Genomic DNA, 13,507 nt, shown 5'->3' with positions numbered 1-13,507 from the left:
AAAAGAAGCGGTGAACCGATCCGCCGCGCGTCCGCTGCTGTGGCTGGCCGCGCTGCTCGCCATCTATTTGTGCGCGCCGTTTGTCGCGAGCGTGCCGCAGCTCGGCGCGGCCGATTGGCCGAACGTCGACTGGCGCGCGGTGTGGTCGGCGCTCGGCATATCGGCGGCGAGCGCGAGCGTGGCCTCGTTAGCGATTCTGCTCGGCGGCGTGCCGCTCGGCTATTTTCTGGCGCGCTCGAACTCGCGCAAGATGGCGCTGCTCGGCTTCGTCGTGCAGTTGCCGCTCGCCTTGCCGCCGCTTACGAGCGGCGTGCTGCTGCTGTTTCTGCTCGGTCCGTATAGCTGGGTCGGCCGCTTCACCAGCGGAGCGCTGACGGATTCGTTTGCCGGCATCGTGCTCGCGGAAATCTTCGTGGCCGCGCCCTTCCTGATCATCGCGGCGAAATCGGCGTTTGCCGCCGTTGACCCCGTGCTCGACGACGTGGCCGCAACGCTTGGCCACCATGCGGGCAGCCGCTTCTTCCGCGTGATGTTGCCGGTTGCATGGCCGGCGATTCGCGCGGGACTCGCGCTTGCGTGGTTGCGCGCATTCGGCGAATTCGGCGCGACGGTCATGGTGGCCTATCACCCGTATTCGCTGCCGGTGTACACGTACGTCGTATTCGGCGGCCAGGGCCTGCCTGCGATGATGCCCCTGCTGCTGCCGACGCTCGCGATTGCGATCGTCTGCGCCGCGTTGTCGATCTATAGTCTTCGGCAGAAAGCCTCGCTCGAGCAAACCGAAAACGGCGACGAGGCGCTCGAACCCGGCACGGATCTGTCGGCAAGCCGCGGCGAGACTTCCGATCTGCGCCTCGCCTTTCATCTGCAGCGGCGCCTTGGCGCGTTCGAGCTCGACATCGCATGGGCGCCCGCCACGCGGCGGCTTGCGATTATCGGCCCGTCCGGCTCCGGCAAATCCCTCGCATTGCGTCTGATTGCAGGGCTCGAATCCAACGCTTCCTGTTCCGTCCGGCTCGGCACAACCGACCTCGGCACACTGCCGCCCGAGCGCCGCCAGATCGGCTACATGCCGCAAGACTATGGCCTGTTTCCGCACATGACGGTCGCGCAGCAACTCGCGTTTCCCGTCGACGCCGACGCAGCCAGCGCACGCTACTGGCTCGATCATCTCGGCCTGGCACAACTGGTTGCGCGCTTGCCGCATCAACTGTCGTTCGGCCAGAAACAACGCGTGGCGCTGGCGCGAGCGCTCACGCGTCATAGCGAATTGCTGCTGTTCGACGAGCCGTTCGCGGCGCTCGATACGCCGCGGCGGCGTCGTTTGCAACAGTCGCTGCGCGCCTTGCAGCGCGAGATTGCGGCGGTCACGATCATCGTCACGCACGATCCCGACGAAGCGGCACTGCTCGCCGACGAAGTCCTGGTTGTCGAACAGGGCCGGCTGCTGCAGGCGGGTGCCATCGACGAGGTATTCGAACGGCCGGCCTCGATGCGGGTTGCCGGGTTACTCGGCTTGCACAACGTCGGCGAAGGTGTGATGACTGCGCCTGGGCGCGTCGCGATTGGCGAAGGGATAACGATCGCGACCGGCGATAGCGGTTTTGCCATGCCTGCCGGACAACGGGTCATGTGGCGCATCTCGTCCCACGCCGTGGTCATTTCACCCGATGGCCCCTATGCCGGCGTGGTCGACTCGGTCGAGTTAAGGCGCGGCGAGCGATATGTCCGCCTGAATATCGCGGAGGTGCGCTTCGATATCGCGAACGAGGATGCGCGGCTGCGGGAAGGAAGCCCTTGCCGGATTGACGTCGATGCCCGGGGCGTGTCAGTCTGGAATCTCAGCCGACACGGCGATTTCGACTCGGGCTGCGGCATGGCGATCTGGCCGCCCCGCGGCGATAGCCAAACACCCGGCCAGACAAGCGCCTAACCCTCACCCGCGTGAGCCCTCTTCCGGATTTCAGAAAACGCCATATCGACGAGCAGTTTTCCCGAATCGAAAACCGTGACGAGCGCTTCGTCCCACTCACCTTCAACGGTACGGTCATCCCACACCACCGGCAGCGTCACCGTTCGATACTCGCCCGTGTGACGATTCACCAGCAACGTAAGCCGCCCTTTCATCGACCGCTTGCCGGCATCCGTGACCGGGTCTTTGTGTACGTCGTGCCATTCGTGCCCAAGCCGGATGGCCGAACACTTCATCGCGAAGCGCTGCGTATCGCGATTGATCTGCTGCAGCAACGCACCGCCCATGCCGAACACGATGTTGTCCGTGGCAAAGCCGGCTTGATCCATGGCCGCAAGAATGGCCTCGATCGAATCCGGATTCACACCGTCGCCCTGAATCACGCGCACGTTGTTGAGCACGCGCCGCCCCTTGCCGTTCACCGTCGATCCGAACGACGTCTCGAGCGCCCGCATGGTCTGCAGGACAATCGTCTGCGGATCGCCGGAATCAGGGCGGATCACCAGCGTGCCGCCGGAATCGAGCACCGCCTGCTTCAACGTCGTGCCCCATGCATCGAGCGCGGCAAACAGATCGTAGGAGTCGGACACCACCGAAACGATCGCCCCCGGCTTGCCGAATCTCGCGATCATATTGCGGAATGCATCGGTTTCACGCTCGCGCCCCCACGACGTGATCGTGCTGTGCTCCGCGGCCGGCACGGAAAACGCCGCCATCGGTTCGTTGTAGTAGTGGTTCGCCGCAACCACGCCGAGCACCGTATCCGAGCCCATGAAACTGACAAGATGCGCCGAGCCGCCAATCGCCGCCGACTCCGCACTCGACACGCCACGCGCACCGAAATCGTGCAGCTTGAACGGCAGTTGCGTCAGGTCGTCGCTACTCTTTTCCAGATAGCCGCGGATCGTTTTGCGCAGATGCCAGCTTTGCGTCGCGACCGTGATCGGATACCACACGCGCATCAGCATCGTTTCCAGATACGAGGCCAGCCAGAACACCTGAGGATCGTCGCATTCGACCGTGACCAGCACGTTGTGCGTGGGCACGACCGAACCTTCCGGCACCGCGCGAATCCGCACCGGCAAATAGCCGTCATGCTGCTCGACGATGTGGCGCCAGCCCGCTTCGTTGAACGGCTCGCCATGCACGGTGAAAAAGGCCTTCGCCTGCTCGATCATCGCCGGTGTGATGGGCCGGCACAGATATGCCTTGATCAGCATCTGCAGGCCGAAAAACAGCGTGCGGTCGTAGCGTCCCCCGCGCGACTCGATGTATGAAAACATCGCCGACGCTTCCGGCGGATATTGCAGATAGTGCGACGCCTTGTACGAATCCGTGTTGAGGATCGGATTGGACAGAATCGACGCCATGTCGTTGAACGGGTTGATATCGTTTTGCATGGACGGGGCCGCGCTTAAAACTACACGATACACCGTCAAAACACGCCTGGAATCACCCGGGAGCGCACCTTACCCCGGTACGCCCGATACTGCTCATCATCGGACAGAAGCCGCTCTTCCCGCACAATGCGTCCGACCTGCAGCGCAAACTGGCATCCGTAGACAATCACGTTCTGAATCCCGAAGTTCGCCAGCAGGAAACCGATGTCGGTCACGAAATACCCCAGGTACATGGGATGACGCACGAACCGGTAAGCCCCGCGGGAAACGACCCCGCGATTGGCCGGCAAAATGCCGAACGACCTGCGCAGCGACACCTTCGCGAACAGTTGCCAGACAATCCCCAGTAGTTGCAACGACGCGCCGGCCGCCTCCGGAATCAGTTGGACGCCGGGCGAAAGCCGCACGGCAAGAAAATAGAACGTCCCGCCCACCGAGCAGATGAAGGCGAAAGGCGTCCAGTCACGGTGGATGGGCACGCGTGCAAACAGCGACAACCCCAAGGTCATGAAAGCGCTCACCACGAGCAGCAGCAACGTGACGCGGGTGGGCGCCGCGAGCCATTGCTTGACCGCAGCGTAAGTAAAGAGGCTCAACATGAGCGCCGCGGCGACACGTGCGAGGACTTCGATCAACGCCTCGCGCATGCCGCCGGCCGGCATCGCGCTGCCTTCAACGTCGGCGCGCAGCACTGCGCCCGACGGGTCCACGATCGTGGCATCGTGGAGACGGCCCTCACCATCGAACTCCCGCGAAGGTGTGGTCTTTGTCATGGCACGCTCGTTTCGATATGCGAATTATTTTTCAAGCCCACTTCATCAAGGCTGCCTGTCTGTCAGTGTCGCAGCGTAGCAGTCCCACCGGGCAAATGTCCATATCATGCCACGCGCGCCGGGATTCGATTCCGGCGCGCGGGTTTCGGTGACCGGATGGCGCAAGGCCACGCCGACAGCAGTCGACGCTCAGACGTAGTCGTCCGGATCGGATGGGCCGATGTTCGCATTGCGCTCGTAGCCTCGTTCAGGCGACACCGGGATTTCATAGAGCGTGTCGCGCAGCACTTCGCGCTGAATCTCGGCCTGAGCCTTGCGTTTCTGCGCCTCGGCGATCACCAGCGTGAGCAGATCGACCGGAGGCGTGGCGAACAACGTGCGCGGCCCCGCGACAAGACGTTGATAAGAGAGAACCGTGGTGCGGCGGTCCAGCCGCAATGCGGCCGGCTTGCTGATCGTGTTCATGACAACCCCCGAATGGTGAGCCATTTCAAGGCCGCATCCAGGTGAGCCGTGCCCGCGCAAGTGCGCCGGCACGGCGCCTGGTCTACCTCGTCATGCGGGCCTCTCTATGGAGACTTAGGCCATCCCTCCCCGCTTCGTCGCGCCGGCTGGTCCCGACCGTGCGCTGTCCCTTCCCTGTTCTGTGCTGTGCGTCGCGTGCCCGCAATCTGCGCAAGCACGGTACCTGTCGTTATAGCAATCGATTTCGGCCATCAACGCCGAGTCCGTCCAGCTTGACGGAAAAAATGGCGAGGTCAGCGCTTCACGTCGTCCGGTGATGAAAGGCCGAAACTTCGCATCGACCATTCAACCCGTTTTTTTGACGTCCGTTTTTTCAGTGGCCCCGCCGCCCGCTCGTAAGACACATTGGCTTCCCCGGCCGTGCTTACGAAGACGATGTTTACCGCCGGGTTCCGGCTGCTTTCCCCGTGCTACCGGAGCGGGCGGCAATGTATCTACTTGTGACTCTCCTGTTGCAATGGCTATGCCATGCCCTCTCAAGCCCTTGATGCACGGTCGGTTTCACTGCCGCGCACCGCGCCGGACCCCGTCCCATGGCACGCGTTGATTCGGATTTGAGACGTGACGGGCTCATCCTTCAACCCGCTGCAGCGAGGCCTCCCTACCCCCGGGATTGGACACGCGCTTCACGGGCCCCTGCCCGGTCACGCTTTGCCGCGCGGCCCGGTCAAATGTGCCGACGCCTCGGGCCTCGAAACGGCCCTGGCAGCCGTCGCCGGGAATGTCGCAAGCTTGAGACGTGGTGATTGGGCGGCACGGTATCGGTTACGCGATTACCGCCATCCGACTTGCAACACTGTGCGATACACCACGCATAGACTGGATTGACCGGCTATTTTTGAAGGGCAAGGAGGCACGTCGCAGCGGGAAAAACGTTTCTGAATCCAGATTTGTTTGTATAGCGCTCGAAAGCACTTTCGCTTATCGTTAGCTATGCGCCACATAGAGCGCCTATGCCAGACTACCGGGGTAGACAACGGCTTTTGTGATTCGGGGATGAAATAGCGAGGCGGTTTCAGCGTTGGAAACTGTCCGGCTATCTGTTCGACGCGTAGCACCTCGCGGTTCATGCCGCTCTACGCCCCCACCATTGCCGCTACCGTGAATTTGCCATTGCCGGTCTGTCCAGTTCATCGAAGAGCAGTTCTGAGAGCAGCAACGAGCCGGGGGTCACATGAATACGACTTGCACGCCTGTCGACGCTGAACGCACCGTTCTGTACGTGTCGAACTCGCCCGATCAGGATCTCGCCCGCTTCCTGGCCGCATCCGGCTGGCAAGCGGTGCACGCCAAAAGCACGGCGATCGCCGAACGCATGATCGAACGCGACAATATCAAGGTCGGCCTTGTCGAATTGCCCGGTGACTGCACGTCCCAACATCTGTCCGCGCTGGCCTCCTGCATGCGGCGCGTCGAGACCAACTGGGTCGCGCAAATCGCGCCGGGCCAGGCGGAAAACGACCTGGTCAGCCGCTTCATCCTCGATTATTGCTTCGATTTCGTGACCCGGCCGTGGCTGAACGAACGGCTCGTGTTCGCGCTCGGCCATGCGCACGGACTCTCGAGCCTGCGGCACGGCCCGGTCGCGCCGGAACCCTCGCTGGGCCGGCACGGCATGGTTGGGCAATGCGAGGCGATGCAGCAGTTGTACCGCCGCATCGACAAGTGCGGCGTGACTGAGGCGCCTGTGTTCGTCGCCGGCGAATCGGGCACCGGCAAGGAACTGACCGCCCGTGCGATTCACGAGCGTTCGCCGCGCGCCGGCCGGGCGTTCGTCGCGATCAATTGCGCGGCCATTCCGCCGAGCCTGCTGCAGGCCGAATTGTTCGGCCACGAGCGCGGCGCCTTTACCGGCGCGCTGCAGCGCAAGATCGGCCGGATCGAAAGCGCCAACGAAGGCACCCTGTTTCTGGACGAAATCGGCGACATGCCGCACGAGTGCCAGGCGGTGCTGCTGCGCTTCCTGCAGGAAGGCACCATCGAACGGCTGGGTGGCAACGGGCCCATCACGGTCGACGTACGGGTGATTTCGGCGACCCACGTCGATCTGGACAAAGCCGTCGAAGACGGCCGCTTCCGCTCCGACCTGTATCACCGCCTGTGCGTGCTGCGGCTCGTCGAGCCGCCATTGCGCGAGCGCGGCGGCGACATCAAGCTGCTCGCCAACTATGCGCTCAGCATGTACCGGCAGGATGGCGCGCGTAAATTGCGCGGGCTGTCGAGCGACGCGATCGTCGCCATGTCGAACTATCCGTGGCCAGGCAATGTGCGCGAGCTGATCAACTGCGTGCGCCGGGCCGTGGTGATGAGCGAGGGCCGCTTTATCACGGCAAGCGACCTCGGCCTGCCGGAAACCGACAACGGCCCGGCCGTGACGCTGGCGGAAATCCGCAGCAAGGCCGAAAAGGACGCCATCGAGCACGCGCTGCAGCGGCATGGCTACAAATTGTCCGAGGCCGCAGCCGAGCTGGGCATTTCGCGCGCCACGCTGTATCGCCTGATGCATGCGAGCCGGCTGCATCAGGAGCCGGCGGCCGGACGCGCGTCGAACGCCGACGGCGGCGCGGATGCCGACGACGAGGCGGAGCGGGCAGGCACATTCGCTGGTTTGACCTCCCAGACTGCCTGAGCGGGCCTCCGCGCAAATATTGCCGCGCCGGCGCCCAGCCGCTTGCCGCGGCCCGGACGGTGCTCCGGGCGGCTTGCCGTCGTCACCCGTCGTAGCCGCCCAGGCGGGCAGACGCCGTTGCTCGTCGCCCGCCGTGGCCGCCGTGGCCGCTGTAGCCGCTGTAGCCGCTGTAGCCGCTGTAGCCGCTGTAGCCGCTGTAGCCGCCGTGGCCGCTGTAGCCGCCGTGGCCGCTGTAGCCGCCACAACCGCCTATCGGTTCTCCCTAGGCGTTGCTATGCTGAAAGCCGTTCATCCAGACGGGAGTGGACTTGGCCGATCAGCCCGCCCCGGCGCAGGTGCGCCGCCCTTCCCCCGCTCTGCCCGCCCAGGCGAGCCCGTGCGACGCGCTGGCGATCCGTGCCCAGCCCCTCAGCTTCGCTCACCCGTGCCGGCGCAAAAAGCTCGCCCTCGCCGCGACGATCCTCGGCTCGAGCATGGCGTTCATCGACGGCTCCGTGGTCAACGTCGCGCTGCCGTCGATCCAGACCGAACTGGGCGCGAGCGTCGCCGCGATCCAGTGGGTGGTCAACGCCTATCTGCTGTTTCTCGGCGCGCTGGTGCTGGTGGGCGGCTCGCTAGGCGACAAGATCGGCCGGCGCAGGGTGTTCATCGCGGGAATCGGCTTGTTTACGCTGGCCTCGATCGGCTGCGGCCTCGCACCGGGCGTCGGCGCCCTGATCGCGGCGCGCGCCCTGCAAGGCATCGGCGCGGCGCTGCTGGTGCCGAGCAGTCTCGCGATCATCGGCGCGGTGTTCGACGACAAGGAGCGAGGCAAAGCGATCGGCACCTGGGCCGGCGTCGGCGCGATCACGTCGGCGCTCGGGCCGGTGGCGGGCGGCTGGCTCGTCGATGCGTTCTCGTGGCGGGCGATTTTCTTCCTGAACGTACCGATTGCGTGCGCAACCATCGCACTGGCGGTCGTCGCCGTGCCGGACAGCCGGCAGGAAGACGATTCGTCGGAGCCGAACCCTGCGCTCAACGAGCATGCGCCGCCGAGGCTCGACTGGCCGGGCGCCGTGACGGCGGCCGCCGGACTCGCCGCGTTGACCTACGGCCTGACCATCGCCTCGGCGCGCGGCTTCGGCGACCGCTGGGTGCTGGCATCGATCCTCGGCGGCCTCTTCGTGCTGACCGGCTTCGTCATGCTCGAAGCAAGGACCCGCAATCCGATGATGCCGCTCGACGTGTTCCGTTCTCGTGACTTCGTCGGCGCGAACCTCGTCACGCTGCTGCTCTACTTCGGGCTGGGCGGCGCGCTGTTCTTCCTCCCGTTCACGCTGATTCGCGCGTACGGCTACAGCGCGACCGAGGCGGGCGCCGCTCTGCTGCCGGTGCCCGTCACGATCGGCCTATTGTCGCGTTTCACCGGCGGCCTGACGAGCCGTTACGGCGCACGGGCCTTGCTGGGCATCGGCCCGGTGATCGCGGCGGCCGGCTTTGCGATGCTCGCGCTGCCCTGGGTCCGTGGCGAGTACTGGCGCGGCTTCCTGCCGGCGCTGGTCGTGCTCGGGCTCGGCATGACGATTACCGTCGCGCCATTGACGACGACGGTGATGACCTCTGTATCCGCCGCCCGCACGGGTGTCGCCTCGGGCATCAATAACGCCATCGCCAGGGTGGCGAGCCTGCTGGCGATCGCGGTGCTCGGGATCGTGTTCGTGTGGTCGCACGACGCGGCGCTCGATGCGCGGCTCGCGGCGTCGCACGTGCCGCAAGCCGCGCGTGAGACGGCACGCTTGACGCACGACACGATGAACGCGAGTTCGGCAGCGCCAGGCGCAACGGACGCCACGACCCGAGCGGAAGTGGCGCGCGCGCAAGCCGAGGCGCTCGGCGCGGCCTTGCGGGCGGTGGCACTGGTCTCGGCGATGTGCGCATTGGCCGGCGCGGCGCTCGCCACGTTGACGATCCACGAGACTAGCGGAAAAACGGGTGCATCTTAAGGAATGAGCCGCGAGGCGCGGCGCCGCTTTCCCCATGCGCGGCTTTCGTAACGCCATTGACTGCCTCCATTCAATGCCGCCCGCGCCGCTCAACGACAGTTCGGAAAGCAGTGAAACGTCGCGATCAGACGAACTTCATACTGATACTCACCCGCTTCAAACACCCCTACCCGACCGGGAGCCTGCACATGACGATTACCTGCTTCATCCGCTATCAGATCGACCCATTCCAACGCGATGCCTTCAACGACTACGCTCGCAACTGGGGCCGCATTATTCCGCGCTGCGGCGGTCATCTGATCGGCTACTTTCTGCCCCACGAAGGGACCAATGACATCGCCTGGGGATTGATCGCTTTCGACAGCCTCGCCGCCTATGAAACCTATCGGGCGAGGCTGCGAGCCGACGCCGAAGCGCGGGAAAATTTCCAGTTCGCGCAGACGAAGCGCTTCATTCTGCGCGAGGAGCGCACCTTTACCGAGGTGGTCGAAGGCACGCTCGGGGTGGCGGCGACGGATTCGGTGGAAGCCACGGAATAGGTATCTCCGGGCAGCAGCGCTCCCCGTGGCGCAGTGCCCGTGCGGTTTCGCGCCAGCGCTTTTGACGACGCAGCCCCCGGTGGCTGCGTCCGCGCATGGCCGCCTGTCACACGGCGCCAGCAGCCTCGAGTCGCGCGATCTTGCGCGCCGCGCCGTCGACGGCGCCCTCTTCCAGGCAAGCTTTCTGCTGCCTGACGTTACAATTCGCAGCAACAGGCCGCACCCTCGCGTGAACGCTGGAAGCCGCCGCGGATGGAACTTGTACGACCAGACCCGTGTCGGTCCAAGGTCACGCCGCCGAATCGACCCAATCGACCCAATCGACCCAATCGACCCAATCGACCCATGCGTCCCATGCGTCCCGGCACCGCCGTCCGCTCCTGGTAGCCTGCCTTACACCCTATGCGCAAACAACTTCACGCCCGGATTGTCATTTTTCTCCTCCTGAGCGCCTCGCCGGTCTTTGCCGCCGTGGCGCAACCCGCCGCCGCCTCCGCGGCATCGGGCGCGGCGCTGACCCTGACGCCCGAACAGGCCCGCCAGGCCCTCAGCGTCCTCAACGACCCGACACGCCGCGCGCAAGTCAGCGATACGCTGGCGGCGATCGCCGCAGCGGGCGCGCTCAGCGCTCCGCCTGCCTCGGCGGCCGCGGCCGCGTCGGCACCCGCCGCGGCCAGCAACACCGCCGCGCTCGTCCCTGCCGCCTTCCAGTCCAATGGCCTCGCCTCGCAACTGGCGCGCCAGGGCGCGCATTGGGCCGTGCATCTCGGCAAGTCATTGCGCGGTTCGGCCGCCGCGCTGCTCGACGTCGCTTCGGTGCGTGCCTGGTGGCACTGGCAGTCGACCAATCCGCAAGCGCGCAGCGTGCTCGGCCAGGTCGCCTGGTCGCTGCTGGCGGCACTGCTGCCCGCGCTCGCGCTCGAATGGCTCGCGCGCCGCCTGTTGCGTCGCGCGTATACGGCCCTCGCCGCGCGCCGCGGACGTGGCGACGACGACGCTGCGCCGCCCGCCGACCTGCCCGTCGACGTCCGTCCGCAAGCGGCCGACGCACCGAATGCCGCGCTGAATGCCGCGCTGAATGCCGAGCCGCCGTTGCCCCCGCTGCCGGCTTCTCCCGCGTCTCCCGATGCAACGGCACAGGCGGCAAAGCCCAGCGCGACCGCAACAGCGCCCACGCCCTCCGCCGGTACCACCACCGGCACAGCCACCAGCACCGCCACCGAGCCCAAAGGCCAGCAGAAGGCCGTGCATCACTTGACGCTGCTGCAGCGCCTGCCGCGCGCGCTCCTGACGATGCTGCTCCGCCTGGTGCCGCTCGCGGTGTTCATCGGCGCGGCGAGCGCGCTGATGTCGATCTTCACCGAAGACGGCACGCCACAAGACCGCGCGCTCGATTCGCTGATCGACATCTACGTGCTGTGCCGCCTGATTGTGATAGTCAGCGGGTTCTTCCTGCAGCCCACCGCGCCCCGCCTGCGTCTGTTGCGCATGAGCGATGCGTGGGCCGGTTTCGTGCAGCGCTGGATGGTGCGGATCGTCGCCGTGGTCGGCGCCGGTTCGGCGCTCGCGGAGATCGCGCAGTCGCTCGGCCTGAACGACGCGGCGCATCTCGCGCTGATGAAAGTGGTCGCGCTCGCCGGCCACATCATGACCTCGATTCTGATCCTGAAATGCAGGCAGCCGGTCGGCGAATTGATCCGCAAACGCTTCGCAGCGAGCGAATCGCTGGAAATGTTCGGCAACGCGCTCGCCGATGCGTGGGCCTGGTTCGCGGCGTTCGTGGTGATGGCGCTGTGGTTCATCTGGGCGCTCGACGTGCAGAACGGCTATCGGACCCTGCTGCATCTCGGCGGCGTGACGCTGGCGATCCTGGTGGGCGCGCGGGTCGTCGCGATCGTGATTTTCGGCGCCATGGCGCGGCTATTCAATGTGCAGGGCGACGCGGAGAAGTCGCTCGTGCAAGAGCACGCCTACCGCTATTACCCGCTGTTGCGGCGGGTCGTCGCGTGGATCATCGGCATTGTCACTACGCTCGCGCTGCTGCAGGTATGGGGCGTCGACATGGGCGAACTGTTCCGGGCCGGGTCGATCGGCCATCGGCTGGCTTCGGCGCTGGTGACGATCGGTGTCGCCGCGGCGATCGCACTGGTGGTGTGGGAAAGCGCCAACGTGGCGATCGAGCGGCGGCTGAACCGCTGGACCACCAGCGGCGACCTCGTGCGTGCCGCCCGTCTGCGCACCCTGCTGCCGATGCTGCGCAGCGCGCTCTTTTGCGTGATCGCGCTGGTGGTCGTGCTCACCGGCCTGAGCGAACTCGGCGTGAACATCGGGCCGCTGCTGGCGGGCGCGAGTATTTTCGGCGTGGCGCTCGGTTTCGGCTCGCAAAAACTGGTGCAGGATTTCATCACCGGCATGTTCCTGTTGATGGAAAACGCCATGCAGGTCGGCGACTGGGTCACGCTCGCGGGCGTATCCGGCACGGTTGAATATCTGTCGATCCGCACCGTCCGCCTGCGCGGCAGCGACGGCTCGCTGTACACCGTGCCGTTCAGTTCGGTCACGACCGTGAACAACACCAATCGCGGACTCGGCAATGCGGCGGTGAAGGTCAATATCGTGTTCGGCGAGGACGTCGATCTGGCGATCGACACGCTCAAGGAAATCGGCGCCGCGCTGCGCGAGGACGAGAAGTTCAAGGACGGCATCCTGTCCGACTTCAGCTTCTGGGGCGTGGATGGGGTGGATGGCTCGGCGGTGACCCTGGCCGGCCAGATTCAATGCCGCGACACCGCGCGCTGGGGGGTGCAGCGCGAATTCAACCGGCGCATTCTCGACCAGTTCAGCGCGCGCGGCATCGAAATCGCGAACCCGCAGCGGCATTTGCTGACGTGGGACCCGGAGAGCGCGTTACCGTCCGGCACGCCGTCGGCGGGCAACGCGGGCAATGACGCGGCGCCGTCCGCCGATGACAGGCGCGGAAACGCGGCACGCAACGACGCCGAGTCCGCCGACACCACAGCCGAGGCTGCGGCGCCGGACGCGCCGCCGAAAGGCCAGCCGCCTGTCGAGCCCAAGCCTGAAGCGCCCGCAGGAACACCCGCCAATCCCGGTTCTGCTTCTCCGCATGCGTGAAGTGCGGCACCGGCTAACGGCAGCGTTAGCCGCGATCGATTTCGATCAGCCGCGCGTCGAGCCGCCGCGCCAGCGCAAGGCCTCCCTCGCGCATCACCACGTCGTGGTTCCACTGGAAAAATGGCCGCAGGACGGGCGCCAGCGCATTCATCCACGCGCGGTTCGTCCGCACGCGCCAGTCGTAGCGGACCACGGTGTGAGCGGCCTCATCGGTGGAAAAGCGCCAGTGCCCGCTGCCTTCGAGATCGCCGCTCGCGTCGCCGTCCAGCGCGACAAGCGGCTCGATGCGCGTGATCCGCATGTCGAACACCAGCCGGTACGGCAGCAGTCCCTTCCATGTATAACGCTGCACGGCGCCTACGCCGTCGGCGTCGCCCGCTTCGAGTTGCGCAACCCGTTCGACGTTCTTCCACCATTCGGGCCAGCGCGCCGAATCGTGGATGACCGTCCAGACGGCCTGCAACGGCGCATCGAGGCGCCACACGGTCGAGAACTGGTAGTCGATGCGCTGCACGGCTGCTCCCGTCGTTCTTGTTGTCAACGCTATTGTCGCTG

At 65.6% G+C, this 13,507-nt stretch carries 9 protein-coding genes; 5 read left to right on the top strand and 4 right to left on the bottom strand.

The features are described 5' to 3' along the window. The first annotated feature begins 10 nt into the window (after positions 1 to 10). A complete protein-coding gene (locus DSC91_RS05995; RefSeq protein WP_115779713.1) occupies positions 11 to 1,933 on the top strand; it encodes an ABC transporter ATP-binding protein/permease in 1,923 nt (640 codons plus the stop codon). Here DSC91_RS05995 and DSC91_RS05990 read toward each other — a convergent pair. The 3 genes from DSC91_RS05990 to DSC91_RS05980 form a co-directional block, all read right to left on the bottom strand. Then, a complete protein-coding gene (locus DSC91_RS05990) occupies positions 1,930 to 3,372 on the bottom strand; it encodes a nicotinate phosphoribosyltransferase (protein WP_115777279.1) in 1,443 nt (480 codons plus the stop codon). The genes DSC91_RS05995 and DSC91_RS05990 overlap by 4 nt on opposite strands. A gap of 35 nt (positions 3,373 to 3,407) precedes the next feature. Then, positions 3,408 to 4,034: a methyltransferase family protein gene (locus DSC91_RS05985; RefSeq protein ID WP_162831413.1), complete on the bottom strand. Its 627-nt coding sequence runs from the start codon at positions 4,032 to 4,034 to the stop codon at positions 3,408 to 3,410. A 300-nt stretch (positions 4,035 to 4,334) separates the two neighbouring features. Then, a complete protein-coding gene (locus DSC91_RS05980; RefSeq protein WP_115777277.1) occupies positions 4,335 to 4,610 on the bottom strand; it encodes a hypothetical protein in 276 nt (91 codons plus the stop codon). Between the two features lie 1,234 nt (positions 4,611 to 5,844). Here DSC91_RS05980 and DSC91_RS05975 point away from each other — a divergent pair. From DSC91_RS05975 to DSC91_RS05960, 4 genes are all read left to right on the top strand, one after another. After that, positions 5,845 to 7,299, top strand: a complete 1,455-nt coding sequence (locus DSC91_RS05975; RefSeq protein WP_115777276.1) for a sigma-54-dependent transcriptional regulator — start codon at positions 5,845 to 5,847, stop codon at positions 7,297 to 7,299. Between the two features lie 308 nt (positions 7,300 to 7,607). Next, entirely contained in the window at positions 7,608 to 9,281 is a 1,674-nt protein-coding gene (locus tag DSC91_RS05970; protein ID WP_115779712.1) for an MFS transporter, read from the top strand. A 188-nt stretch (positions 9,282 to 9,469) separates the two neighbouring features. Further along, positions 9,470 to 9,820, top strand: a complete 351-nt coding sequence (locus DSC91_RS05965) for an NIPSNAP family protein (RefSeq protein WP_115777275.1) — start codon at positions 9,470 to 9,472, stop codon at positions 9,818 to 9,820. A gap of 402 nt (positions 9,821 to 10,222) precedes the next feature. Beyond that, positions 10,223 to 12,952: a mechanosensitive ion channel family protein gene (locus DSC91_RS05960; RefSeq protein WP_115777274.1), complete on the top strand. Its 2,730-nt coding sequence runs from the start codon at positions 10,223 to 10,225 to the stop codon at positions 12,950 to 12,952. A gap of 25 nt (positions 12,953 to 12,977) precedes the next feature. Here the strand turns inward: DSC91_RS05960 and DSC91_RS05955 are convergent, their stop codons facing one another. Continuing rightward, on the bottom strand, positions 12,978 to 13,466 hold the full coding sequence (locus DSC91_RS05955; RefSeq protein WP_115777273.1) for an SRPBCC family protein: 489 nt from the start codon (positions 13,464 to 13,466) through the stop codon (positions 12,978 to 12,980). Between the last annotated feature and the right edge of the window lie 41 nt (positions 13,467 to 13,507).

Source organism: Paraburkholderia caffeinilytica, from assembly GCF_003368325.1.
Lineage (GTDB): Bacteria > Pseudomonadota > Gammaproteobacteria > Burkholderiales > Burkholderiaceae > Paraburkholderia > Paraburkholderia caffeinilytica.
This window is presented reverse-complemented; position numbering and strand designations above follow the sequence as displayed.

Coding starts and splice junctions, on each gene's coding strand:
- DSC91_RS05980 (WP_115777277.1), bottom strand. CDS start 4,610: ATGAACACGATCAGCAAGCCGGCCGCATTGCGGCTGGACCGCCGCACC.
- DSC91_RS05985 (WP_162831413.1), bottom strand. CDS start 4,034: ATGCCGGCCGGCGGCATGCGCGAGGCGTTGATCGAAGTCCTCGCACGT.
- DSC91_RS05965 (WP_115777275.1), top strand. CDS start 9,470: ATGACGATTACCTGCTTCATCCGCTATCAGATCGACCCATTCCAACGC.
- DSC91_RS05990 (WP_115777279.1), bottom strand. CDS start 3,372: ATGCAAAACGATATCAACCCGTTCAACGACATGGCGTCGATTCTGTCC.
- DSC91_RS05960 (WP_115777274.1), top strand. CDS start 10,223: ATGCGCAAACAACTTCACGCCCGGATTGTCATTTTTCTCCTCCTGAGC.
- DSC91_RS05975 (WP_115777276.1), top strand. CDS start 5,845: ATGAATACGACTTGCACGCCTGTCGACGCTGAACGCACCGTTCTGTAC.